Raw genomic sequence first — 24,959 nt, 5'->3', positions numbered from 1 at the left:
AATTTGGCACTCAGAAAAGTGTGAATTTTAATAATGACTCGCAAATGATTGTCTATTTTATGCAATGAGCAAGGGGTTATTTTGCATCAACAACCAATTATTCATTAATTTTTAGCCATAAAAAAAGCCCCGTTTTTCAGAACAAAATACGGGGTTCAACAAATTTTTTGTGACAAATTTTCCTAAGAGGGAGTGTTAGCCTACAACTATGCTTAATGTTGCAAAAGAGTAAAAATCACGTCTCCAAACTTCCTCTTTTCTCAATCTTTTGATTTTGTTATTCATCTCAACACATAAAACACAAAAAATTCTCGTAATTGACCTATTTTGCACAGTCACTACGTATGAAAATCGGTATCGTATTTCTTAATCGTTTTCACACCCAAACCGCATGGCGAAATTAACGCCAAGTGGTAAAAGTAAACTCATCACACAGATAAGGTGAACACTATGTACTTTAGTTATGTAAACCCGACTAAAATTCACTTTGGACAAGGCCAAATCGCCAGCATTCGCAAAGAAATCCCTAAAGATCACAAAGTATTAGTTATTTACGGTGGCGGCTCTATCAAACGTAATGGCGTTTATGACCAAGTGGTTGAGGCGCTGAGTGAACACCAGTGGGTCGAATTTTCTGGGGTTGAGCCAAACCCCACCAAAGAAACATTGGATAACGCGGTGACCATGGTGAAGCAGCAACACATCGATTTTATTCTTGCGGTTGGGGGCGGCTCGGTCATTGATGGTTCAAAATATGTTGCGGCCGCCGCATATTATGAAGGTGATGGCTGGGATATTTTGACAGGGCAACACACCGTACAACAGGCGACACCGATCGGTGCAATTTTGACTTTGCCTGCCACGGGGTCTGAATCCAATACTGGTGCGGTGATCACCAAAGCGGAAACTCAAGATAAACTGGCCTTTCTCTCTCCTGCCGTTCAGCCACGCTTTGCGGTGCTTGACCCAGATGTGATGAAAACCCTCCCCGAGCGCCAACTGGTCAATGGTTTGGTGGATGCTTGGGTTCATGTTTGTGAACAATATTTGACACTACCTACTCAAGCCATGGTGCAAGAAGGCTATGCTGAAGTGCTGCTAAGAAACTTATTAGCCCTAGGTGCGGATTTTGCGAATCGAGACAACGATGCGTGGCGAGCCAATCTGATGTGGACAGCCAACCAAGCATTAAATGGTTTGATCGGTACCGGTGTTCCGCAAGATTGGGCAACGCATATGATTGGACATGAACTCACCGCACTATGGCACGTAGACCATGCTCGCTCACTCGCTATTGTTCAACCTTCATTGCTACGCAACCAGCTTGAGTATAAAAAGCCCAAACTGGAACAGATGGGCAAAAATGTCTTTGGTCTACCGAAATCCGATGATTTAGCGGAAAAAACCATTGCGGCCATTGAAGCTTTTTACCACCAACTGAATGTGGCGACCCAATTTGGTGAACATGGTATGGAAAAAGCGGCTGCGGTTGACGCCGTCATCCAACAATTGACCACCCACGGAATGTTGAAGTTGGGTGAACAAGGCACCATCACCCTCCAAGAATCACGCAAAATACTTGAAAGCGCTTTGTATTAGATCTGAGGCAAGTAGCGCTATTCTGTCGTCAACAAATCCTGTTACACTCTCGCGGCACGCTAATCCACTATAGATTGCGTGCCTATTTGGGGTGATTGGGGATACGTTGTTGCGGATAAGTTTATGTGGCTGGTGATTATTGCTTTCTGTTTCGTTCAATTAATGACAATTGAGCGCGGCCCGCGTTGGCTATTTTATCTGTCTAAACCTACCCCCATTTTGCTCATGGCGCTGACGATCCTTGTCACCCCCAGTCCTTTATCCGTTTTCGCATGGTGGATTGTCGTAGGTCTCGTACTTTCAGCGTTGGGAGATGTGTTGCTGATGCTTCCCAAGGACAGATTTGTCTCCGGTTTAGTGGTTTTTTTATTAGCACACATCGCTTACACCCTAGGGTTTAGCACCACGGTTACGCACATCACTTGGTGGCCAATCGCCGTTTGGGCTGCCGTGGGAATCATCGCTTTCCTTTTGCTATTGCCCTCACTCGGCAACATGGCACTTCCCGTTGCCGGTTATGTCATCGTTATTGTCTTGATGACATGTGCTGCAACCGAGTACTGGCTTGGATACAACAACAATGCCTCACGCCTTGCTCTGGTGGGGGCCGCTATGTTTATGCTTTCCGATCTGGTGTTAGCGATTGACCGCTTTCGCTCTTCATCGCAGTTCTCGCGACATGTGGTGATGTTTAGTTATTACAGCGCACAGGCTTTACTGACCTTATCTGTCATCCCCTAACCACGGGCTTTAAACGCATCCTTTTCTAAACCATGCTTTTTCATTCTCAGATAGAGCTTTTTACGCGGCACTTGTAGGTAATTCGCGGCATCGGCGACGCGACCAGAGAACAAAAACAGCGCATCTTCAATTACTTGCTTTTCGTAGTCGTCCACCAACTCATCCAGTGGCGACAACATTTCTTCCTGATTGTAGATCCGCTCTTTGCCCGCCAGTTTTACAATGCCAATCGCATACAATTCCGCCACATTGCGCAGTTCGCGCACATTACCCGGCCACTGGTGAGCACGTAACAAGGCGAGATAATGCGCCTCAACATTCGGCATAGGTTTGCCCAGCTTGTAACAGCTCTGTTTTAGGAAATAGTGGAACAGTGCCGCGATGTCATCCGGCCTTTGGCGCAGTAAAGGCACATCGATCTGCCCCTGATTCAACAAATAGTAAAGCTCTGGCAAAAGCTGGTTTTGAGCAATCAACTGCTCGGGTGACTGATCAATCACGGCAATTACGCGCGTTCTTGGTCGATTGAGTCGCTCTTGGTTGAGTAAGCTCTGTACCAAATTGCGCTGCACTTCTTCGGTCAGAAACTCAATATGATCAATCAATAACGTTCCTCCAGCACTTTCCTGAACTTTCGGCTCCATCGCGCTCCATTCGGTTTTTTCCGAAGCAACGAACTCAACCAAGGGTAAGTTGCCATTATTGATAGTGAGCTGATGAATAAGATAGGCGATGGTGTGTCTCCCACACCCCGATTCGCCCACAATCACTACGTGGCGGTTCAACAGCGCATATTGCGCAACATGGGAACGAATTTGCTCCATTTGTGCCGATTTACCAACCAATTCACGCTTCACTGAACGTGAGAGAAGCAGTTTTTGTTCGATGAAAGAACGACGCAACTCAAGATGCTGCTTGATCAGCGTGAGCAATTGAGGCGGGTTGATCGGTTTTTCGAGAAAATCACACGCACCGATTTTTACCGCTTCCACCGCCATCGGGATATCACCATGTCCAGTGATCACAATCACTGGGATTTTGTCGTCCACGGCTTTGATCTGCTTGAGCAATTCCATGCCATGCAGCTGTGGCATGTACATATCGAGCAGCACCACTCCGTTCCAGTCGGGCTGGATATGGTTCATCGCCAGCGTGGGATCAATCACTGCTTTTGCTGTTAAGCCAGCAATCGACATCAAATGTAGATAGGATTCCAACACGTCCTGATCATCATCAATCAGCAGTACGGTACTTTTCATCTTGCTGTAACTCCAAAATGACCATTGCACCTTTCCCCAGATCGGAGGCCAGTGCAATTCGGCCATGCATTTTTTCAACTAATGATTGGCAAATGCTCAATCCCAGCCCCAACCCCACTTCCTTGGTGGTCGTAAATGGGGTAAATAGTTTATCGACAACATCGTGTTCAAAGCCCAACCCACTATCGACCACCGCGATGCGCAACATGCCTTTACTCGACGCGCCCAACACCATTAATTTGACCCACGCGGGTGCGCGAGTGGTTGAAGCATCACAGCCATTCACAATCAAATTGATTAAGACTTGCTCCAAACTCAACGCATCCGCCATAACGATTAAATCGTCAGGTAGCTCATTGATAAGCTGAACTTGCTGCCGCCTCGCCTTGGTTTGTACTAGAACCAAAGCCTGTTCAACAACGCTGTTTAGGCGTATCGGTTGTAGCGTTTCATCGCTGCTATTCTTGCGGGCAAATTGGCGAAGGCTATTCACAATTTTCCCCATCCGCGTGGTTAAGCTTTCAATATGGTCGAGTGATTCTGACAATTGAGCTTGCGGGGTTTCCTCTAATGCCAATCGAGCAGAAAACAGATAGGTCGACATCGCGCTTAGCGGCTGATTGAGCTCATGGGCCAAGCTCGTCATCGTCTGCCCGACTACTGCCATTTTCGCCGCTTGGATCAGTTCGCCTTGTGTTTTTTTCAGGTGAGCTTCGGCACGTTGCCGCTCTTCCACTTCAGCTTGTAACTCTCGGTTTTTCTCACGCAGTGATTGGGTTTTCTCTTTGACCCGCTGCTCCAGCAAGCGATTGGCATGTTCTTGGTCTGTGACGTCGGTAATGGTGACAATAATCTTATCTTGTAGCCCTTGGTTGTAACGACGCAGATAGAGACGCAAGTAGTGAGGCTTTTCCGAGTTACCGAGTGATAGGGTTAAACTCTCCGCCCCTTTCTGAATTAAATTACCTTTTTTATCAAATAATTGGCTTACTTTAGGTTGAATGTATTCAGCAAAGCAGCTCCATAACGTCAGTGGTTGAGCGATAGATTCCAAACGCAGCGTTGCCATCGCACTCGGGTTGGCGGATTCAATTTTCCCCAGCAAATCACAGGTGATCAAACTCGCTTGTGTGTTATTGATGAGGCTTAACGCGTTAGTGCGTTCCATCTCCTCCACTTTTTTGCCATACAAGATGAGCTGTTCACTCAATGCCCCGATCTCGTCTTTACCATCCACGGTGATCGGGTGGGAAAGATCGTTATGAATAATCGCATCCAAACTTTCACTTAAGCGGTGTAACCGTCCAACAATGCGCTTATGAACAAAGTAATACATCAGTAATAAGCTCAGCCCAATCGAAAGGCCAAAGCAAACTAGCAATACTCGGTTGCCTTCTTTCACCAGTTGGGCGGTCTGTTTTTTGACTTGCACAAAGAGAGAATCGGCATTCGCCACCAGATCTGCAATTGCCGTATGCTGCTGATCTAACTGGATTTGTAACTGTTCACTCGTACGATCTAACTGCTGCGTCAATCTCACCATATCACGCAAACTGTGATGAAAATCCCCTTCAAGACGCAGCACATTTCGCCATTCTTCAAGCAGTTGTTGGTAAGCGATGGAGGAAGGCTGGGAAAACAGCGGCTGACTTAATCGATTTATTTCATCAAGTCGATACTGCAAAACACGCATACCGTTATCCACTTGGGTGAGGTGCTTAGCTTTAAGTAGTTCATCTACAAACAAAAAGGCTTGTGTTTCACCATCTAAGATCGTTTGGATCAGATTAATGGTTTGAAACATGATTTGAGCCTGAGGTTGTGCCGCGCCGCCTCGTTCTAATTGCCACTGCAATTCTTGACGCATCGGCGACAGCTCCATCCCAATATCTTGATGCAGCCAATCCAACTGTTCCGCAAAGAGAGCTAAACGGCGATTCACATCAATACGAGCCGAAACCAGATCGTTAATCTGCTGCGTGGTTTGTTGCAATTCCGTGTAGCCTCGTTGCAGAGCCGCTTGTTCTTCCGTTTGCTGTAAACTGGCTAATGCGGAGTGGATCGCGGTGAGATCATCTTGCAAACGTAAGTGCTGCTGACTGAGGATGACTTTACTGGTCGCACTGACGATCAATTGGATTCGCCGGCGGATTTCTGAACTGCGGGTTTCCAATACATAACTCGTGTTGTATTTCGGCACGCTTTGATTGAGCAACTCTTCCACCTGATAGTCCAATCGGCTCCATGTCCCCCACGCCACTAAGCTGACGATGGTGAGCAGCGAAGTGCTAAACGCAAACGCTAGCAACAATCTTGCGCCTATGGTATGGCGAGTGGTCATGCTCATTGCGCTTCCTCAGCGAGCAACATTTTTAATTGCTGATTGGCTTGCTCTAACTGCTTTTCCAAGCGGGTTTGCCATTCATGCCCTTTTTCTGCAAGCAGCATGGCGGATTCCGCTTGCTGCTCTTCACTCAGCGCCGAGTTTGGCGCGATTTGTATGGCTAAAGCATCAACCTCTTGCTCGAAAATCGGCATGGTAAAAACCGTGCGTTCAATCTGCCCAATTTTGCTCAATACGGCAGGACGATGTGCAAACTGCGCCTTCGCTTCAAGTACCGCAAGTAGCGTATCTTTTAGTTGCGGCAGTTGCTTGGTGATGGCCAAATCGAATAAATCGTTCAGGCACTCTTCGCGGCGGATAATGCTGCCCATCGGCAAGCGAGTGAAATGCTCATTAAACAGCGATTTATCTTGAACACTGTGTTTCGCAAAGTCGTTGCCTTCCATGTTGGTTTGTACTGCACTGGACATGAGAAGCTCAATGAACGCTTTCGCATATTGATCGTTATGATTTTGTCTAACTTGGGCGACATACGTCGGCATTAAGGTAAAACTCTCATCGTACACAAATTGCACGTAGTCGAGTTTGCGACCAAGAATCAAGGCATAGCTGTCGATGGTCGGGCCAACCCCAAACTGACCATTGGCAATATAGTCACTCACGCCAAAACTTCTGGCCGAGGCAGTCGCTAGATTGGCGCCGACTCGCAGCAAGATCTCCCACCCTTTTTGCCAGCCATATTTGGCCAATATGCTTTCCACCATCATCTGCGTGGTGCCAGAGCGCGCAGGGGTACTCATGGTGACATGCCCAAAATAAATAGGTTTAGCCAGATCGCTAAATTGCTTCGGCTCGGGAAGCTGATGAGTTTTGAGGTAATCTTGGTTCCAAACCAAACCCGCCCCAGAATAGCCAATGGTTGCGACCTGATCAGTAATCGGTAACGCGTATGGCTTCAACCACTCTGGCGTTTGCATCGGTTCGGGTAAGGTCACTAACTTGCCACTTTGCGCTAAGTGGTGCATCAAGTATGGCGATGAGCTCAACACCAGATCGATGTTCTGGATATAGCTTTTATTGAGCAGTTGTACACTCGATTGAGCTCGCCGATGGATAATTTGTACTTCAACCCCTTGGTAGCGACGGCTGAACTCTTCCACTAAAGGCAGTAAAGGCTCACGAGAGAAGGTGGTGAGAATGACCAACTCCCTTTCTGCGGCATGAACTTGAGCCGGCAGCACACCTAAAGTCAGCAAGAGGCTGGGCAAAATTAAAGCAAAAATCCATCGCTGCATGGGGCAAATCCCTAGTTTTTGTGCGTTCACTCAAATCTCTATCAATTGTTCAAAAAAAGTCATCTGCGTGTTTGGGTCAACTCTGACCTTTCCTGTCATTAATTTTATCAGCAATTGCTTATCCACTGAGGGCAAAATTCCCAGTTTTGACTCACTCATCAAGCGTATTTGAGTCACTTCTGTCCCAAAAGGGGGCTTTTGAGCGACAAGTCGCTTTATTTGATGATGCCTCCCGACAAACAGAACGTTTGATCTCGTGAACTAGGGAGAGCTCTTATGCTTAATTTCTTTAAAACCCGCCCAGACCTGCCGTTACTCAGCAGCTCAAAAGCGGAAATGTTAAAACGTTACAAAAGCTATCAGTGGCAAGTCTTTATTGGCCTGATTTTCGGTTATGCCATGTTCTACGTCGTGCGTATGGCGCTCGGCGTAGTGAAAAAGCCGATGCTGGATGCCGGCATCGTCACCCTCGAAGAACTCGGCATCATGGGTTCGGCATTCTTCTTTACTTATGCCTTTGGTAAGTTCCTGAACGGCTTCCTGTCTGACTATGCCAACATTGGCCGCTTTATGTCGTTCTCACTGCTGCTATCGGGCGTTGCCTCCATTTTCATGGGGATGAACACCGTCGCTTTCTTTTTCGTTCTGCTCTGGGGCTTGAATGGTTGGTTCCAGTCAGTCGGTTCTGCGCCCTCTTGCGTCTCTATCTACCAATGGTTCTCACCAAAGCAACGTGGTAGCCGTTACTCAATTTGGGGTGGCTCACGTAACATCGGTGAAGGTATCACTTGGATCCTAACCGCAAGCTTGGTGAGCTACTTCGGCTGGCGTGCAGGTTTCATCGGTGCGGGTATCGCGGGTGTCGTGGCTTCTCTCATCATGTTTAAGCTACTGAAAGACCGCCCACAAACTTACGGTATGCCCGATCCAGGTACCGTGTTTGATGAAGGTACTGAAATCAAGAAAGCCAACGATCCAAAAGAAACGCGTCGTGCGCAAATGTTCATCCTGAAGCAACCTGTGGTATGGCTCATCGCTCTCGCTTGTGCGGCGATGTACATATCTCGCTACGCGATGTCTTCTTGGGCGGTTCTGTTTCTGCAAGAGCAAAAAGGCTACTCACTGATTGACGCTGGTTTTGCGATGTCTATGTACCCAACAGCGGGTCTGGCGGGTGCGATTTTGTCGGGAGTTTTGTCTGACAAAGTGTTCAAAGGTAACCGTAACATCCCGAACCTGCTGTACGGATTGACCAACATCGCGGGTATGTGTCTGATGTTCTTCGGCCCAGATAACCGTATCGTGGATGCGGTAGCACTGAGCATGATCGGCTTCTCCATCGGTGGTCTAGTCGTATTCCTAGCTGGCCTTATCGCTTGTGACCTGATGCCGAAAAACGCAGTCGGTGCAGTGAAAGGTTTGATCGGTCTTTGTTCTTACATCGCCGCTTCTGCTCAAGAGTTGATCTCTGCATCACTGATCACAGTGACTGAAGTCGAAGGCGTAAAACACTATGACTTCGGTAACGCTCAATACTTCTGGTTGGCCGCGGGTGTGGTTTCCGTACTGCTCGCACTGACAGTGTGGAATGCGAAGAAAGTCGTTGATATCGATGAAGCTGAAAGCAAATCGTTGAAAACCCAAACCGCCTCTTAATCGACACCCGTCCTACTTGGCACTACAGCGCCAAGTAGGACGACGATGACAGCAGGAGCTAAGCTACTGCTTACTTTCTCTTTTTTATTTTCTTGTTGAGCGTCGTTATAGGAATTGCAATATGTGTAAAACCAAAATTGTGGCCACTTTAGGCCCTGCTAGCCAAACTCGTGAAACCCTGACTCAACTCATCCAAGCTGGCGTGAACGTGGTTCGCCTTAACTTTTCTCACGGCAGCGCTGAAGAACACATTGCTCGCGCCGAAATGGTTCGTGAAATCGCTCAAGAGCTGAATGTGAGCGTTGGCGTACTGGTTGACCTGCAAGGTCCTAAAATTCGTATCGCTTGCTTTGAAGAAGGCGCGATTCAACTCGCCGCAGGCGACACCTTTATTCTTGATGGCAATTTAGATCGTCAAGCCGGTACTCAAGATCGCGTGGGTTTAGACTACCCAGAACTGATTGATGATCTGAAAGTGGGCAATATCCTGCTCCTTGATGATGGCCGTATCCAACTTGAAGTGACCGCGGTAGATGCCCAAACTCGCATCGTTCACACTATCGCACTCAACAGCGGCAAACTTTCAAACCGTAAAGGCATTAACCTGCTGGGCGGCGGTCTTTCAGCACCGGCACTGACTGAAAAAGACAAAATCGACATCATTACTGCAGCTGAGCTGCAAGCAGACTTCTTAGCCGTGTCTTTCCCACGTAATGCACAAGACATTGAATACGCACGCCAATTAGCCGTACAAGCGGGTTGTCATGCGCATATTGTGGCTAAAGTTGAGCGCGCGGAAGTGGTGGCCAGTGAAGCGGCCATGGACAGCGTTATTCGTGCGTCCGATGTGATCATGGTAGCGCGTGGTGACTTAGGCGTAGAAATTGGTGATGCTCGCCTGCCAAGTGTACAAAAAGCGCTGATCGCGCGTGCTAAGCATTTAGGTAAGCCAGTGATCACAGCCACGCAAATGATGGAGTCTATGATCGAAAACCCACTGCCAACGCGTGCAGAAGTGTTAGACGTGGCGAACGCGGTGATTGATGGTACTGACGCGATCATGCTTTCTGCGGAATCCGCTGCGGGACGTTACCCTGTTGAAGCGGTGCAAGCGATGGTGCGTATCGCACAAGGTGTTGAGCATGAAACTCACTGCGCGCAAGATTGCTGGGATGCGCTACAACATCTGTGTAATGATGCGGGCAAAAGTTTCGCTCTGTCATCCATGATTTCCGCATCCAAAGTGAACAAAGACCTTGGTGTTGCGATTGTGACGGAGCAAGGCGAAACGCCACTGTTGATGTCACGTTGTCAAAGCCAAGCCACCATTTGGGCGGTGTCTGATAAGCCCGCGCTACTGCGTAAGCTATCCATTCTGCGTGGTGTAACACCGACTTATTTCCAGCATTTAGACAAGCAAGATGATATTGCGACTCAGCTGATTCACTTGCTGCGTAAACCTGCTCAGGATAAGCAAATTTCTTCCATCCTAGTGACTCAACTGGAGTCACTCGAAGGGGTTGGTCACATTAACGTGTGCCGACTACTGAATTTGGCGCAACAGGAAGCCTTGTTCGCCTAACCTAATAAGTGACGTGGAAAGTAGGGTTCCGCGTCACTTATATCCCCCAAAACTTTGTAATCATACTCTCCCAAATGCTCCACATAGGGACTTGACCTGCGCTTGCCGCAGGTCTTTTTTATTCTTTCGTCAATGAATCGAGTGCTTGATACAACGCCTGCTTAGCCTTTTCCACCGCATCGCTCAGAGGGGTTCGCTGATAGACTTCAGCCGGAGATTCGGCTTTCTCAATTTGCTGGCACAGTTGATAAAGTTCCGTTAGCCACAATGCCCCCGCCGATCCTTTTAACTTATGTGCTTGGCTTTTGATCTGCACATCATTATCACTTTTTGCTGCACAGAGTGCGAAAAACTCATCACATCCCAGCTCAAAATACCCTACGATCTCGCGCATTTTATCCACACCGAGGATCTGTACATCTTGTTCAAACTTAGCCAGTTCTATGATCGGGTAACGTTCTGGTTCTACTCGTGTAGGGAGTAAAACGTGTTGCTGAGATGATGATAATGCCTCATTTCCTCCGTTTTTATGGCTAGACAGTTGTTGTCGCAGCATGGTGGCAAGTTGCTCTTTCACTAGCGGTTTCGGCAAATAACCATCAAATCCAGCCGCTAAATATCCTGCCACATCTTCAGTAAATACATGGGCAGAAACCGCAATAAACGGGATCACGGCGTTGTGTGTACTGTCTTCCATCTCACGTAAATCACGCAGCAAATCAACACCATTGCCGTCAGGTAAATGGATGTCGAGCAGAGCAATATCAAAACGCTGTTCTTGGAAACGTCGTTTGGCTTCCTGCACACTTTTGGCGAGGGTGACACGGTGTCCTAAACCGGTTAAAAATCCTTGTGCAACCAGACAGTTCACCTCGTTATCTTCCACTACCAATACGTTAGCTACGGGTAATTCATCAACCGCAAGAATGGGAGTATCAACCGGTTGCCCCTGTTGCAAAGGTAACGTGAAATAAAAACAGCTTCCTTGCCCCAACTGCGATGATAATTGCAGCTCACCGCCCATTGCCTCGACCAACTTACGACTGATCGCTAAACCTAAACCTGTACCCCCTTGTTTACGACGGCCAGCCTCTGCTTGTGTAAAGGCATCAAACAGCGAGACTTGATCTTGTTCTGCGATACCAATCCCTGAATCTTCAACCGCAAAGCAGAGCCCTCCACTTTGCGTATCGAAGCGGACTCGAATACACACCTGCCCTTGTTCGGTAAATTTAATCCCATTACCCACCAAATTGTTCAATACCTGCCCGATGCGGATTTCATCGCCCTGCCAGTATTGCGAGACATTTTCATCAATCTGGTAAGACAGCGTAATGCTTTTTTCTAAAGCGCGGCTTTGCATCAGTTCATGCGTTTCACGCACTAAGCGATAGAGATCGAAATGGGATTGATGGATTTCCAGATGTCCGGCTTCGATTTTCGAATAATCCAACACATCGTTAAGGATCGCGAGCAACGAGCGGCCACTACGGTTAATCACTTGCACGTAGTGTTGCTGAGTTGATGTAAGAGAGGTTTCCTGCAACAAACGCGCAGTACCCAGTACGCCATTCATTGGGGTGCGAATTTCATGGCTCATGGTCGCTAAAAAGGCCGACTTCGCACGGTTTGCCTGCTCTGCTTGGTAACGCGCTTTTACATGGTTCAGCACTTCTTGATTGAGTTTATGGTTAATGTCACTCAATTGATGAGTACGTTGTTCAACCAGTTCTTCCAAATGCTCTTTATGTTGTTGCAGTTCACGCTTGGCTAGCACTTCACTTTCCGCCACCACCTTAAGCGCTTTGGCGGTATCGCGCGCATGCGCTATCGCCAGCCCCATTTGTGCCAACTCATCTTTACCTTGTGTTTCAACCTCAACCTCAAGTTGGCCTTTAGCCACAGAAAGCAGTGCCGCGGTATGTTTATCCAGCCTCTGAATCACCGAACGGTACACCACTTGCCACACTATCCACACCACGATTACCAAACCGAGCACCCCCAAGATGGTCAAGATCAGCTGTGCGTAATACAAAGTATTGGAAAGTTTCCCCACCGCCTCTGTAGTCACTTGGTTTGAGGCGTCCACTAACTGGTTAACCGTTTTATTGAGGCTCGCAAATTGGGTCAGGCTGTCTTGCAACAGTTGTTGTGCTGCTTGTTCGTTATCGTAGCGTTGTTTGAGTAAATAAAACACGATGCGCCGTTTTTCTAGTTCGCGCAATAAACTGACCATCTGTTTCGAACGGGTTGGATCTTCCACCGCTTGCACACGGCGCTGCATAATGCTCAGGTTCTGTGCAAATTCCGCATCCAAAGCCAAGATCCGCTCCAAATCAGTCACGGTTTGCGTTTCTTCAATTTCATTGAGCACTTTAAAAGCCAGAAGATGCAGCTCATGCAAACGCTCCGCCAGATCTAAATCCACCTCAACTAGATTATCTAAAGCCCGATACACCTGTGCTTGCTGCTGTTTTTGTAATAGATCGTAGATGTGAGTGACATTCGCCACCGCAATCGTGCTGGTATTGAGCACTTGCGTGCGCGTTAACTGCTCAAGCTCTTGCGCCAATTTACGCATCTCTTTCACACTCAGCCCCAGCTGTCCCTCCAATGAGAGACGCTGTTCAACTCGACGCCCTAGCTGCGCGAGCGAATCAATCACGTTTTGCACATCCCGTTCTAGGCGATCAAGCAAGACGCTGTCAAAGGCCTCCTCTCCCAATTGCTGAATGTGGGTGAGCAAGGTTTCCAATTGAGTAAACACTTTCTGCCCAGTTTCTTGGTGTTCTTGCTCATTTTTGGCACTAGAGAGGGTTTGGGCAGACGCAATGATTTGGTGGCTAAGCTCCGCCACTTGACGAGCTTCAATCATCGATGGAATGGCATTATTAACCATATCCCGTTCTGTTTTCGCGACCAGAGAAAAGCCTAAAACACCGATCAATGCGGAGAGAAGCACTAGCAACGCCATCGCGCTGAAAGAGAATAAGAGCTTGCGACCAATACTGGCTTTAGCGAGACGCATGGGGAAAACCTTCTTGTTGACTTCTTCTGCGTGACGGATTGGGCTATATTGTGCAGTGTTTACTCCGGTTCGCCAACGAATAACCTCATGTTAAATCTGCGCTTGTACTCATTTTCTCTGATTTCTGCATTTTTACTGCTCTGCCCACTGCCAGTGGCCGCAGCAGTAAAACTTTGTGCGCTCTACCCCCACCTCAAAGATTCTTACTGGTTGTCAGTGAATTACGGCATGGTGGAAGAGGCGCGTAAACTCAACCTTGATTTACGCGTGATGGAAGCTGGGGGTTACCCTAACCACGATAAGCAGAAGCAACAAATTGCCCTATGCGTGCGTTGGGGTGCGGACGCGATTCTGCTCGGAACCGTATCTCCAGAACTCTACCAACACGATTTAGCACGCTATACACGCTCCGTGCCTGTATTTGCTACCGTGAATCAACTTTTGTTGGATGAAAAACAGCAAAAACATCTTAAAGGTGAAGTGGGGGTCGATTGGTACTGGATGGGATTTTATGCCGGAGAATATTTAGCCCGCAAACATCCGAAAGGCAGCGGTGAAGTGAATATTGTGGCATTGCCTGGCCCTGCTTCCAGTGGTGGTACTCAGCCGGTCATGCAAGGATTACAGGATGCCATACGCGACAGTGATGTGCGTATTATCCAAACCTTGTGGGCAGACAACGATAAAGAGTTACAACGCAATCTCATTCAACAAGTGTTAGAGCAACACAAGATACGTTATTTGGTTGGCAGTGCTGTTGCCATCGAGGCCGCTATCAGTGAATTACGGACACTAAACCAAAGCGAGCAAATTGGGCTGATTGCGACCTATTTAAGTCACGGCGTTTATCGTGGATTATTGCGTGGACGTGTTGAGTTTGCCCCAACCGATCAAATGGTCGAGCAAGGTCGGCTTTCTGTACGCCAAGCCGCCGCGTTTTTACGAGCACAACCCTACACAAAACAGCAAGCCCCTAAAATTGAAGCGTTAACTCCAACTCACCTAGAGAAAAAAATCATTGCGGATTCGTTATCTCCATCCGAGTACAGACCCGTTTTTCACGTAAAAGCGGTTGAATAAACGCAAATTTTTGGTTATCAAGCATCTAATCCAAACATATTAGGAAATGTACCAATGAAAAAAACCACCCGCACTATGGCAGCGCATAAACACGTTGCTCTTGTGGCTCACGATAATTGCAAAGGTGAACTGCTGCGTTGGGTACAAGAAAATAAGGAAAAACTGCAACGCCATTTTCTGTATGCCACAGGCACTACGGGGCATATGCTCAGTAAAGAGACTGGACTTGCGATCAAAAGCATGATCAGTGGTCCTATGGGTGGTGACCAACAGCTTGGTGCGTTGATTTCCGAAGGTAAAATTGATGTGCTGATTTTCTTTTGGGATCCGCTCAATGCGGTTCCACATGACCCAGATGTGAAAGCGCTACTGCGTATCGCCAGTGTGTGGAATATTCCCGTCGCGACCAACCGCGCCAGTGCTAAATTTTTGTTTTCGTCGTCTTTGATGGAACAGGAAGTGGATATTGAAATCCCTGATTACCAGGCTTATCTCGCTGAGCGCACCTAAAACTTAGCCTAATCACAACAATGGCTCTCTTTTCAAAAGAGCCATTGTTGAATTCATTTAACCCACGAGTAGCTGTTGCGCATTGATCAACTGACATCCGGCAGTTTGCATTTCATGCCATGCCGTAGCGCAATCCCCGACATTCAGCTCCACACCACGACATGCATCTTGGATCACCCAAGTATTAAAGCAGAGTGAAATTGCGTCCAGTGCAGTGAATTTCACACAGTAATCGGTGGCTAAACCAGCGATATAGACATCCGAAATGCCGTGGCGACTCAAATACTCGGCGAGTCCTGTCGCATGAAAGCGTTGGTTATCAAAAAAACCGCTATAACTATCAACGTCAGGATGGGTTCCCTTGAGCACAGTATGGGTAATCTGCTGCACCTCTAGCCCATCAATAAACTCTGCGCCTTGTGTATTTTGGATACAATGCTCCGACCACATTACCTGAGGAATACCATTGAGCTCTATGACTTCTCCGGGGATTTTCCCCTGAACAGAGGCAAAACTGGCGTGTTTGGCAGGGTGCCAGTCTTTGGTTGCAATAACATGCTCAAACAGAGGAATCAGTTGATTAATCACCGGAACTACAGCGTCCCCATCAGGCACAGGCAAGGCACCTCTGGGTGAAAAATCATTCTGAATATCAACTAATAGAAGTGCTTTGCTCATTGCCTCGTTTCCTTTGTCGGGAGTGGGGGTTATTTAGTGGTGTAACTGATTGGTTTAGGCGGCCACTTTACAAAACTCGTTGCAGCGTGAAAAGAAAATCTTCCCACTCACCTATACCTAAACTCCGTGGAGTGACGACGAGATCAAGCACACAGATTACCCATTGCCTCGTTACCTCAACGCAGATTAACGCTGCCGACATTCCCAATAAGAGTATATAATCATGCACTTATTCTTATAGACTAACCGAGTTCTCTGCATGAAACCCTCTCGTACTGGCTTAACTCGCCTTGTTTACGCCACTGGATATTCGATGAAAGGCTTTGCCGCGGCATGGAAAAATGAAGCCGCGTTTCGTCAGGAAGTAGCCTTATCATTCCCTTTGCTCGCCTTGAGCTTTTTCCTTCCAATAAGCACGGCTGAACAGATATTAATGGTGGGCAGTTTAGTGTTGATCTTAATTGCCGAATTACTCAATTCAGCGATTGAAGCCGTGGTGGATCGCATTGGTGCAGAACGTCACGAATTGAGCGGTCGCGCCAAGGATATTGGCTCCGCAGCCGTGTTTGTTGCCCTCTGTTTTTCCGCATTTACGTGGGGCGTTATTTTATTTAAGACCTACTATTTGGCGAATTAAACACTAGATAAACTACAGTAAGTAGCGGGCGATGGCTTTTCACCAGCCCGCTTTATACCTAAGCTTACAGGGCAACACTTACTTCAGCTTCACGACAGGATAATCATCATTCAGCAGTTCTTGCACAAAACTCGAACCATTACCGCTGAAGGTAACCCAAACTTTCTCTTTGGCACGGGTCAACGCAACATAAAATAAACGCCGCTCTTCTGCATAAGCAAAGTCATCTTCACCTTGGCTCAACGCGCTATCGAGATGCAATGCTTTCACTCTAGCAGGAAATTGTCCTTCATCGACCGCCAAAATAATCACAAAATCAGCCTCTTTACCTTTACTCGCATGGCAAGTCATAAAATCAATTTTTAAGGAGAGATAGCGATTTTGCCAATCTTTCAAAAGCTCTGGTTTATGGTAGTGGTTACGGCCAAGTAGAAGCACTGTTTTTAGTTTATTCGTTGAACGATTGAGCTCATCGAGAATTTTTTCCACCGCGTTATTGGATGCCAGCACGACTGATTTTTGCTTTTGCGTTTTGAAGCTGTTCAGCGTTTTCGGTAACTGATTCGGATTTTGCTGAATAAAGCGGTTAGCGACAGCCCCAATCTGATCATTAAAACGATAAGTCGTATCCAGATGATGCACTGTCGATTGAGCAAAACGTGTGGCAAAACCAGTGGTTAAATCCACATCCGAACCCGCAAATTGATAAACCGATTGCCAGTCATCCCCCACCGCAAACAAGTTACACTGGCCTTGGTTCTGCTCACACAACGCTTGTAGCAAACGTAAGCGCTGCGGCGAAATGTCTTGATACTCATCGACCATGATGAATTTCCATGGCGAACGGAATTTGCCTTTTTCAACATACTCAGTTGCTCGGGTAATCATGATATTGAAATCGATCTGGTTCTGATCTTTGAGCATTTGCTGCCAAGCTTGATAGCATGGCCAACACAGCGAAAGCTCACTGTTTAAGCGCGGAAAATCCTCATGGTCGACTAAGCGCTCCTGCAGCTCTTTCTTACTCAAACCTAGTTGTGCCAACTGATCGAGCTGCTTCTCTAACCAAGCAATCAATTTAGGGTTTTCAACATGACTACCGAGCTCATCATCACCAGCCAGATAAGCAATTGGCCATTTTGCTAAATGCTTTTGCCAACGTTTAAAGTTGGTTGGCGTCATCCAATGTCGCTTTAGCCAATCAATACACCAAGCTTGCTTCAGTTTATTGTCGTTCGCCAGTGGAGACATCATGACCGTTTTTCCTTCCACTCGGTTGAGGATCCGCAATCCCAACTGATGGAAAGTGTTAACGTGCAGCCGATCGGCTTCCAAGCCAATTTTATTTTTTAAACGCTCAGCCATTTCTTGTGCAGCATCGCGTGCAAAAGCCACCATCAAAATTTGCTCAGGCTTCGCCAAGTGACTTTGCAACAAATAAGAAACTCGCGCAGTTAACACACTTGTTTTACCAGAGCCCGCCCCAGCCAACACAAGGTTATGATCATCATTGAGTAAGACTGCGTATTGTTGCGATACATTGAGGGGCGAAGATTCACACTGTGAAAATAGCACCGCCCAATTTGCACGCTCTATCTCCAACCAAGCTTGGTTGCGTTCATGAAGTGCGGCTGAGGTGTCGAGTAACCAAGGCAATAAAGTATCAAATACCGTAGGAAGGTGCTTTTGTGCTTCATGCAGCGTCATATCCATCCGTTTTAAGTCGGCGTATACCTGCTCGACCCAAGCTTCGATAGACGAATGTGACAAGAAAGAAGGCAGACGTTTTAAGCGCGACAATTCTTGTTGCCAGCGAGGAAAATACAGGCTCAACTGCTCACACTGTTGATTGTGCCAAGCCTGATAATGCGCGACGAGTTGATGCGCAAAATGCCGACACTCTGGCCAAGGTAGCCCTTGTACTAGCCAGCTACGTTGTACGCCATTCTCAGGATGCGCAAAAAACTGCAATGTCCCCCAGACTAACCCTCTGCGGATCTGCACTTCTCCATTCCACACATGGAATGGAATACGCTCTTCGCTACTGAGCGAAGTAAGAACCAGCCACTCTTTTTCAAGTTGGACTTGGTAATATTCATTGGCAATAAAGAACTGTGCAGTCTTATTTGCGTTCAGCTGCATTGGTAAAAGCCCACTAACAAAGTTGTCGGCAATAATAACCTAATCCCCCTCCCCGATGAAAAGATAATGTCAATATTCTTAGTGATTAATCAATACTCAACAATCACTTGGCAGCCCGGTGATTCAACCAACCCCACCTTATCGCTTCATAGCAGAAAGACGATTTTTCTTTATCTTGATCAGAATCTTATTACTTCAATCTGCTAAACTCCCCACTTTCTATACTCACTGACGTGCTGCGCTGTGCCAAAAATCAACCAACTGCGCCTCTATTGGGCAAATAAAACTGTTAACTACAGTGTTTTGATCTTACTGACTTTACTTGGTGTAGTGATCCCCGCTTGGCACTATCAGCTCAATACTTGGATTACCCCTCTCATTTTAGGCGTGATTGCGGCGGCACTCGCCGAGCGTGATGACCGTTTTAGCGGGCGCTTGAAATCGATCACCCTGACATTGATCTGTTTCGCGATCGCGGCTTTTTCAATTGAAATTCTGTTTCGCACCCCTTGGTTGTTCGCCATTGGCCTTTTCAGTTCAACCTTCGGCTTTATCATGCTTGGCGCGCTGGGATCACGTTACGCCAGCATCGCGTTTGCTTCACTGTTGATCGCGATTTACACCATGCTCGGGGCGCACCAAAGCACCAATATCTGGTTCCAGCCTTTGCTGCTACTCAGTGGCAGCGCGTGGTACTACTTAATGTCGATGCTTTGGCATGCATTCTGGCCAATGCAACCGGTACAGCAAAATCTCGCCAATATATTTTTGCAATTGGCTAATTACTTGGAAGCCAAATCCATCCTGTTTCATCCCGTATCGAATATGGTACCGCAGCCTTATCGCATCACAGAAGCGAACCTGAACGCCGCCACAGTAAACGCACTGAACCAGTGTAAAGCCATCTTTCTTACGCGCTCTAAACGCGGGCATGTCGACAGTGCCAGTGACCGATTTTTGAACATCTATTTTCTCGCGCAAGATATTCACGAACGCGTCAGCTCAAGCCACTATCGTTACCAAGAACTGGCTGATCATTTTGGTCGCTCAGACATCCTCTTTCGCTTTAAATATCTGTTGGAAACGCAAGCCAAAGCTTGTCGGGATATCGCGCAGTCCATCCGTTTAGGTCACAGCTACCAGCATGATTCAGCATCCATCGTCGCACTGGATGAACTGCAACTGTCTCTCAGTTATTTACGCCAGCAAGATCGCCGAGATTGGAAGAGTTTACTCGGCCAATTAGGGTATCTGTTTAATAACCTCGCCACTGTAGAAAAGCAGCTCAATAACGTGAGTAACCCGGATGTCGCAAAGCCTGAAGAAGGGATGTTAGATGATACCGAAGCACACACCTTAGGCAGCATGTGGCAACGTTTACGCGCAAATCTAAATAAAGATTCTTTGTTGTTTCGTCATGCGTTACGCATGTCTATCGCACTAACCGCCGGTTACGGCATCATTCAAGGATTAGGAATTGAGCGCGGTTACTGGATCTTGCTCACCACCTTATTTGTTTGTCAGCCAAACTATGCCGCGACCAAACAGAAACTCACCGCTCGAATCATAGGAACGTTAGCCGGATTGTTTGTCGGTGTACCATTACTGACATTCTTCCCGTCACAAGAAAGCCAACTGGTGTTTATTGTGCTTTCTGGGGTGATGTTCTTTGCCTTTCGCTTGAACAATTACGGCTATGCCACAGGCTTTATTACCTTACTGGTGCTGTTTTGTTTTAACCAACTCGGGGAAGGCTATGCTGTTGTACTACCAAGGTTAGCCGATACCTTAATTGGTTGTGCTCTAGCCGTTGCGGCCGTCGCGTGGATTTTGCCTGACTGGCAATCGAAACGCTTACATAAGGTCATGGCTGAAGCTGTGGATGCCAATAAGCAGTATCTCGCGCAAATCATCGGTCAGTATCGAATTGGGAAAAAAGACAGCTTGAGCTATCGCATTTCTCGCCGTCATGCCCATAACCAAGATGCGGCGCTTTCTGCCGCAGTCACCAATATGCTGGCGGAACCGGGGCGTTATCGAGCGGCAGCCGATGAGAGCTTCCGTTTCTTAACCCTCAATCATGCCTTGCTTAGTTACATCTCTGCGCTCGGTGCTCATCGAACTCGGCTTGATGATGAAACGGTGCATCAGTTGGTGCTCGATTCACATCGCGTGATTCATCAGCATCTCGACTTGCTTCACCAACAGTTATTCCACCACTGTGAAGAGTGTGATACCAGCAACATTGATAGCTCGGGATTGGAAAAACGTCTGGCTGAATGGCGTGAAGATGATGATGGTTCAGCACGGATGGTACTGCAACAATTGCACTTGATATATCGCATGTTGCCAGAGCTGCACTCCCTCGCGAGTAAGTTTGCAGTACGAGTGAGTTCGAATACTGACAAATAATACTTAAGCCAGTCCGATGACGACTGGCTTTTTATCCCCTCAAACTCCGCGACATCGAACTCATCTTAATTATCCTCGAACGTTATTGAGCTTTCTCTAAACTATATCACCGCATTTTTTGAAAACACTGACACTTTTCGGACAAAAAAACACCGGCTCAGCGCTAATTTTTGCCTATTACAACAAAGCGACATGGAGCGAATCAAAATGAGCACCGATTGTCGAAAGCGTCTAAACAATGACCTATTTTTATTACTACCGGAACACACTATGAATCATCAACAATTTGAACGCTGGAAATCGCAATTACAGCAGTTAAGCCCGCAGCAACTTCGTGCGCTACAAGGCGAAATTGATCGTTCACTCCACCAAAATGCAACCTCAATTTTGACGGAAGAAGAGCGCGATGCGATTGCACATCTGTTTTCTTAGCTTGAGTAACCGACACGATACGACTAAACTTTAATCACAACGGTGAGGTAAGCACTATGCCCGTATCAGCAGTTCCCAATGGTTCATCGATGCTCATGCAATCTTCCAAAATGATGGAGGATGCCGCGCGTGACATTCAACAATCTAGCCTCCCTGCTGAATCATCAAACAACAAAAATGTTGACCCAAGCCTACAACCTGCCCCTCCGGCACTCAAAAAACAGTATGCTGATCATATTGATGCTTTAAATGCCCTCAACCAAGCATCACATTACAGTCGCATCGGTACCAACATCATTCAGCGCGATCAAGACATGCTCGGCACCATGCTGGATGTGCGTGTTTAAACCAAACTGTAAGCTTTTTTATCCTTGCGTTGAAATTCACCTCGTTCGCTTTACAATGCCCAACAAACTCAATACCAAGAATTGCTATGCCCAAGTTTGCTCTGCTGCCCCCGTACTCGCCAGATGTGGCGACGATCGAAAACCATACTCTTGATAACGATAGACTCACCGAGCAACTGGCTCCGCGCTTTCACCGCCCCCATTTACGCCTAACACCCAGCCCAGCCTTAACTGAGCAACAAGTGATGAAACGGTGGCACAAACTGGATGCTCCCCAAGCTCAAGCACTACTGCTCGATGAACATACCGAGCAGACCATGCTGGCGTACCAGAAAAACATCGAATATTTTATTGGCACGGTGAAGTTACCGGTTGGTATCGCAGGCCCACTGCGTATCAATGGTTCACATGCTCAGGGAGATTATCTAGTCCCACTCGCCACCACGGAAGCGGCCTTGGTGGCGTCATACCACCGCGGTAGCCAATTGATCACCGCAGCAGGTGGCGCAAGTGCGCTATTGATCAATGAAGGGGTGACTCGAACGCCTGTCTTTGCCTTTCTCTCTTTGGCGCAAGCCGGACAATTTGTCGGTTGGGTCACCAGCCAATTCGAGCAGATGAAAGAGATTGCTCAATCCACCACCGCTCACGGTAAGCTCAAAGATATTCAAGTCAATATTGAGGGTAATCACGTCTATCTGGTGTTTGAATACACCACTGGCGATGCGAGTGGGCAGAACATGGTGACCATCGCTACGCACGCGGTATTTGAGTTTATTTTGAGCCACTCTCCGGTCACACCGACTCAAGCCTTTTTGGACGGTAACCTCTCCGGCGATAAAAAAGCCAACAGCTACACGCTACGCAGTGTACGTGGTAAGAAAGTAACCGCCGAAGTTCACCTATCCACTGAGTTAGTCAAAAAATATCTACACACCACACCAGAAAAAATGGTGCAGTTTGGGCAAATGACCACAGTGGGAGGTGCACTCAGTGGCACCATCGGAGTCAACGCGCATTACGCGAATGCCCTAGCGGCACTCTACATTGCGTGCGGACAAGATGCCGCATGTGTGGCGGAATCCGCGATTGGGATGACACGTATGGAGATCCCCCCGAAAGGCGGCCTGTATGCCAGCGTGACGTTACCCAATTTGATGGTAGGAACGGTTGGGGGCGGAACAAGTCTACCCAGCCAACAGGCTTGCTTATCTTTAATGGGTTTAGCGGGGCAAGGTCACGCAAGAGCCTTAGCGGAAGTGGCGGCAGCACTCTGTCTTGCCGGTGAGTTATCGATTGTCGGGGCGTTTTGTGCAGGGCATTTTTCGCGTGCACACCATAAGCTCGCGCGCTGAACACTCAGCGCGCAAAACCCATTTCCTGTGCGAAGCAATACCAGAATCAGTAAGGCTAAGGAACAAAAAGATTAGTGGGTCAGGATCACATCGCGTTGTGACACACTGACCCCTTTAATTTGCGCGAATACTGACATCCCCACATTTAGCGCCAACTCCGCGTAAGCCCATTCCGTAACCGCCGCCCACAAGTAGCATTTCGGTGCTAACTCCAATTTCAGCGAAACACTTTTTTTGCTCGGTTGTTGGTGTTCAATCGCCACAATGCGCGCTGGCAAAATATTTCGAATAGAGCTCGCGGTGGGTTTGTCTAACGCTATCGACACATCATTGGCACGCACTTGCATGCGCACACTGCTGCCGATTTCAGCATCCACTTGTTGTACCCAAAGTAGAACCTCGTCCGCCAAGCGAACTTGGGTCAAACCGTATTCTTGGTGATGTTTGCTCACCGTTGCGGAAAACAGAGTGCTTTGTTCACTGAATGATTGCCAAGGGCGCATCGCTTTGGATGACCAAACTTGCTCAATCGGCCCCGAACTCAAAACTTTGCCCTGTTCCAACACCACCAGATGATCGGCCAAGCGCAAAATTTCCTGCATGCTGTGTGAGACATAAAGGATCGGCAGTTGAAAATGCTGCGCGAGGTTTTCCAGAAAAGGCATCACCTCTTTCTTGCGCGGCATATCGAGCGATGCCAGCGGTTCATCCATCAGCAACAAATCGGGTTTAGACAGCAGTGCGCGGCCAATCGCCACACGCTGCTTTTCTCCACCGGAGAGATCGCGCGGGTGACGATCTAATAACGGCTCTAATGCCAATAAGCGAGCGACGCTGGCAAAGTAATCAGGATCGGCTTGAGTCACCCCGTAATTGAGGTTACCACGCACCGTATAGTGCGGAAAAAGCCGTGCATCTTGGAACACATAACCGATCTTGCGCCGTTCAATTGGCAGATTAATGCACAGTGATGAACTAAACAGAGTCCGTCCGGCAAGGTGAATTTCACCGTGCTCAGGCGTGGTTAATCCACTGATCAGGTTAATCAGCGAGGTTTTCCCCGCTCCAGAACGGCCAAAAATGGCGCAAATTCCTGATGCAGGCAGTCGTAAATCCACATCGAGGTGCGTTTCCCCCAATTGCTTTTGGATCTGTAAAATAACCTCGCTCATTACTGCACTCCTAGTCGGAGCTTCATGCGCCGACTTAACCATTCCGAAGTAAACAGTGAACCCAATGCAGTAACGATGGAGATCACACACAGCCGTGCGGCTTCCATTTCCGAACCCGGTGTTTCTAAAAAGGTGAACATGGCCAGAGGGATGGTTTGCGTTTCCCCAGGGATGTTAGAAACAAAACTGATGGTGGCGCCAAACTCGCCAAGGCTACGCGCAAAAGCCAACATCACCCCAGTCAAAATTCCCGGCAAAGTTAAGGGCAAAGTGATGGTGAAAAAGACTCGCAGTGGCGATGCGCCTAAAGTGCGGGCGGCTTGTTCGAGTTTTTGATCGACGCTTTCCAGACTGAGACGAATCGAACGCACCATTAAAGGCAGCGCAATCACCATGCAAGCCAACACTGCGCCACGCCAACTGAAGCTGAAACTCAGCCCAAACACTTGATAAAGCCATTGGCCGATAAAACCTTGCCGACCCATACTGATCAGCAGCAAATAGCCAATCACTACCGGCGGCAAAACCAGTGGTAAGTGTACTAAACTATCAATCAGCCCTTTGCCGACAAAAGAAGTACGCGCCAACACCCACGCTAGCACGATGCCGATCGGCAGCAGCCATAACGTGGCGTAGCCCGCCACTTTCAAACTCAGCACCAGTGCTGCCCATTCGTAATCGGTCAACACA

General features: G+C 47.8%; 19 protein-coding genes. 11 read left to right on the top strand and 8 right to left on the bottom strand.

Features of this window, described 5'->3' with window-relative positions:
- The first annotated feature begins 450 nt into the window (after positions 1-450).
- Together MKA69_RS15465 and MKA69_RS15460 are read left to right on the top strand one after the other, a co-directional pair.
- The gene (locus tag MKA69_RS15465; RefSeq protein WP_095456694.1) at positions 451-1,599 is read left to right on the top strand and encodes an iron-containing alcohol dehydrogenase; all 1,149 of its coding nucleotides are present in this window, start codon (positions 451-453) and stop codon (positions 1,597-1,599) included.
- A gap of 123 nt (positions 1,600-1,722) precedes the next feature.
- Positions 1,723-2,340, top strand: a complete 618-nt coding sequence (locus MKA69_RS15460) for a lysoplasmalogenase (protein WP_055035256.1) — start codon at positions 1,723-1,725, stop codon at positions 2,338-2,340.
- Here MKA69_RS15460 and MKA69_RS15455 read toward each other — a convergent pair.
- From MKA69_RS15455 to MKA69_RS15445, 3 genes are read right to left on the bottom strand one after another with little or no spacing between them, the layout of a single operon-like run.
- Entirely contained in the window at positions 2,337-3,599 is a 1,263-nt protein-coding gene (locus MKA69_RS15455) for a sigma-54 dependent transcriptional regulator (protein ID WP_055065227.1), read from the bottom strand. The genes MKA69_RS15460 and MKA69_RS15455 overlap by 4 nt on opposite strands.
- Positions 3,574-5,946, bottom strand: coding sequence for an ATP-binding protein (locus tag MKA69_RS15450; protein ID WP_305848431.1), 2,373 nt, complete (start codon positions 5,944-5,946; stop codon positions 3,574-3,576). Before MKA69_RS15450 ends, MKA69_RS15455 begins: the two co-directional genes overlap by 26 nt.
- On the bottom strand, positions 5,943-7,238 hold the full coding sequence (locus MKA69_RS15445) for an ABC transporter substrate-binding protein (protein WP_305848430.1): 1,296 nt from the start codon (positions 7,236-7,238) through the stop codon (positions 5,943-5,945). The genes MKA69_RS15450 and MKA69_RS15445 overlap by 4 nt, the downstream gene beginning before the upstream one ends.
- A 276-nt stretch (positions 7,239-7,514) precedes the next feature.
- Here MKA69_RS15445 and MKA69_RS15440 point away from each other — a divergent pair, with 276 nt between their 5' ends.
- Both MKA69_RS15440 and pyk read left to right on the top strand, forming a co-directional pair.
- Complete coding sequence (locus tag MKA69_RS15440; RefSeq protein ID WP_305848429.1) at positions 7,515-8,894, top strand: MFS transporter; 1,380 nt, start codon at positions 7,515-7,517, stop codon at positions 8,892-8,894.
- 121 nt (positions 8,895-9,015) lie between these two features.
- On the top strand, positions 9,016-10,476 hold the full coding sequence (gene pyk, locus MKA69_RS15435) for a pyruvate kinase (RefSeq protein ID WP_305848428.1): 1,461 nt from the start codon (positions 9,016-9,018) through the stop codon (positions 10,474-10,476).
- Positions 10,477-10,594: 118 nt separating this feature from the next.
- Here the strand turns inward: pyk and torS are convergent, their stop codons facing one another.
- Positions 10,595-13,450 carry a TMAO reductase system sensor histidine kinase/response regulator TorS gene (gene torS / locus MKA69_RS15430; RefSeq protein ID WP_371131883.1) on the bottom strand — a complete coding sequence of 952 codons (2,856 nt, stop codon included), beginning with the start codon at positions 13,448-13,450 and terminating at the stop codon, positions 10,595-10,597.
- A gap of 141 nt (positions 13,451-13,591) precedes the next feature.
- Between torS and torT the strand changes: the two genes are divergently transcribed.
- Both torT and MKA69_RS15420 read left to right on the top strand, forming a co-directional pair.
- On the top strand, positions 13,592-14,584 hold the full coding sequence (gene torT, locus MKA69_RS15425) for a TMAO reductase system periplasmic protein TorT (protein ID WP_305848426.1): 993 nt from the start codon (positions 13,592-13,594) through the stop codon (positions 14,582-14,584).
- Positions 14,585-14,638: 54 nt separating this feature from the next.
- Positions 14,639-15,094, top strand: coding sequence for a methylglyoxal synthase (locus MKA69_RS15420; RefSeq protein ID WP_000754098.1), 456 nt, complete (start codon positions 14,639-14,641; stop codon positions 15,092-15,094).
- Between the two features lie 57 nt (positions 15,095-15,151).
- On the opposite strand, the gene pncA is transcribed toward MKA69_RS15420, so the two are convergent.
- Positions 15,152-15,772: a bifunctional nicotinamidase/pyrazinamidase gene (gene pncA / locus MKA69_RS15415; RefSeq protein WP_305848425.1), complete on the bottom strand. Its 621-nt coding sequence runs from the start codon at positions 15,770-15,772 to the stop codon at positions 15,152-15,154.
- 259 nt (positions 15,773-16,031) lie between these two features.
- Here pncA and MKA69_RS15410 point away from each other — a divergent pair, with 259 nt between their 5' ends.
- The gene (locus MKA69_RS15410; RefSeq protein WP_305848424.1) at positions 16,032-16,409 is read left to right on the top strand and encodes a diacylglycerol kinase; all 378 of its coding nucleotides are present in this window, start codon (positions 16,032-16,034) and stop codon (positions 16,407-16,409) included.
- 78 nt (positions 16,410-16,487) lie between these two features.
- Here MKA69_RS15410 and helD read toward each other — a convergent pair whose 3' ends face one another.
- A complete protein-coding gene (gene helD / locus MKA69_RS15405; RefSeq protein WP_305848423.1) occupies positions 16,488-18,551 on the bottom strand; it encodes a DNA helicase IV in 2,064 nt (687 codons plus the stop codon).
- 243 nt (positions 18,552-18,794) lie between these two features.
- Here helD and yccS point away from each other — a divergent pair, with 243 nt between their 5' ends.
- From yccS to MKA69_RS15385, 4 genes are all read left to right on the top strand, one after another.
- Positions 18,795-20,963, top strand: coding sequence for a YccS family putative transporter (yccS, locus tag MKA69_RS15400; protein WP_305848422.1), 2,169 nt, complete (start codon positions 18,795-18,797; stop codon positions 20,961-20,963).
- A 270-nt stretch (positions 20,964-21,233) separates the two neighbouring features.
- Positions 21,234-21,395 carry a hypothetical protein gene (locus tag MKA69_RS15395; RefSeq protein WP_081020398.1) on the top strand — a complete coding sequence of 54 codons (162 nt, stop codon included), beginning with the start codon at positions 21,234-21,236 and terminating at the stop codon, positions 21,393-21,395.
- Between the two features lie 56 nt (positions 21,396-21,451).
- Positions 21,452-21,742, top strand: coding sequence for a hypothetical protein (locus MKA69_RS15390; protein ID WP_055031913.1), 291 nt, complete (start codon positions 21,452-21,454; stop codon positions 21,740-21,742).
- Between the two features lie 86 nt (positions 21,743-21,828).
- Entirely contained in the window at positions 21,829-23,097 is a 1,269-nt protein-coding gene (locus tag MKA69_RS15385; RefSeq protein WP_305848421.1) for a hydroxymethylglutaryl-CoA reductase, read from the top strand.
- Positions 23,098-23,168: 71 nt separating this feature from the next.
- On the opposite strand, the gene modC is transcribed toward MKA69_RS15385, so the two are convergent.
- Together modC and modB are read right to left on the bottom strand one after the other, a co-directional pair.
- Positions 23,169-24,269, bottom strand: a complete 1,101-nt coding sequence (gene modC, locus MKA69_RS15380) for a molybdenum ABC transporter ATP-binding protein ModC (protein WP_305848420.1) — start codon at positions 24,267-24,269, stop codon at positions 23,169-23,171.
- A complete protein-coding gene (gene modB / locus MKA69_RS15375) occupies positions 24,269-24,958 on the bottom strand; it encodes a molybdate ABC transporter permease subunit (protein WP_055033671.1) in 690 nt (229 codons plus the stop codon). The genes modC and modB overlap by 1 nt, the downstream gene beginning before the upstream one ends.
- Position 24,959: the final 1 nt, after the last annotated feature.

Origin of the sequence: Vibrio sp. AH4 (assembly GCF_030710545.1) — a bacterium.
Taxonomy (GTDB): Bacteria; Pseudomonadota; Gammaproteobacteria; order Enterobacterales; family Vibrionaceae; genus Vibrio; species Vibrio metoecus.
This window is presented reverse-complemented; position numbering and strand designations above follow the sequence as displayed.

Bases quoted from the DNA above. Each gene is read 5' to 3' on its own strand.
- MKA69_RS15465 (WP_095456694.1), top strand. From the start codon at position 451: ATGTACTTTAGTTATGTAAACCCGACTAAAATTCACTTTGGACAAGGC.
- MKA69_RS15460 (WP_055035256.1), top strand. From the start codon at position 1,723: ATGTGGCTGGTGATTATTGCTTTCTGTTTCGTTCAATTAATGACAATT.
- MKA69_RS15455 (WP_055065227.1), bottom strand. From the start codon at position 3,599: ATGAAAAGTACCGTACTGCTGATTGATGATGATCAGGACGTGTTGGAA.
- MKA69_RS15450 (WP_305848431.1), bottom strand. From the start codon at position 5,946: ATGAGCATGACCACTCGCCATACCATAGGCGCAAGATTGTTGCTAGCG.
- MKA69_RS15445 (WP_305848430.1), bottom strand. From the start codon at position 7,238: ATGCAGCGATGGATTTTTGCTTTAATTTTGCCCAGCCTCTTGCTGACT.
- MKA69_RS15440 (WP_305848429.1), top strand. From the start codon at position 7,515: ATGCTTAATTTCTTTAAAACCCGCCCAGACCTGCCGTTACTCAGCAGC.
- pyk (WP_305848428.1), top strand. From the start codon at position 9,016: ATGTGTAAAACCAAAATTGTGGCCACTTTAGGCCCTGCTAGCCAAACT.
- torS (WP_371131883.1), bottom strand. From the start codon at position 13,450: ATGGCGTTGCTAGTGCTTCTCTCCGCATTGATCGGTGTTTTAGGCTTT.
- torT (WP_305848426.1), top strand. From the start codon at position 13,592: ATGTTAAATCTGCGCTTGTACTCATTTTCTCTGATTTCTGCATTTTTA.
- MKA69_RS15420 (WP_000754098.1), top strand. From the start codon at position 14,639: ATGAAAAAAACCACCCGCACTATGGCAGCGCATAAACACGTTGCTCTT.
- pncA (WP_305848425.1), bottom strand. From the start codon at position 15,772: ATGAGCAAAGCACTTCTATTAGTTGATATTCAGAATGATTTTTCACCC.
- MKA69_RS15410 (WP_305848424.1), top strand. From the start codon at position 16,032: ATGAAACCCTCTCGTACTGGCTTAACTCGCCTTGTTTACGCCACTGGA.
- helD (WP_305848423.1), bottom strand. From the start codon at position 18,551: ATGCAGCTGAACGCAAATAAGACTGCACAGTTCTTTATTGCCAATGAA.
- MKA69_RS15395 (WP_081020398.1), top strand. From the start codon at position 21,234: ATGAATCATCAACAATTTGAACGCTGGAAATCGCAATTACAGCAGTTA.
- MKA69_RS15390 (WP_055031913.1), top strand. From the start codon at position 21,452: ATGCCCGTATCAGCAGTTCCCAATGGTTCATCGATGCTCATGCAATCT.
- MKA69_RS15385 (WP_305848421.1), top strand. From the start codon at position 21,829: ATGCCCAAGTTTGCTCTGCTGCCCCCGTACTCGCCAGATGTGGCGACG.
- modC (WP_305848420.1), bottom strand. From the start codon at position 24,269: ATGAGCGAGGTTATTTTACAGATCCAAAAGCAATTGGGGGAAACGCAC.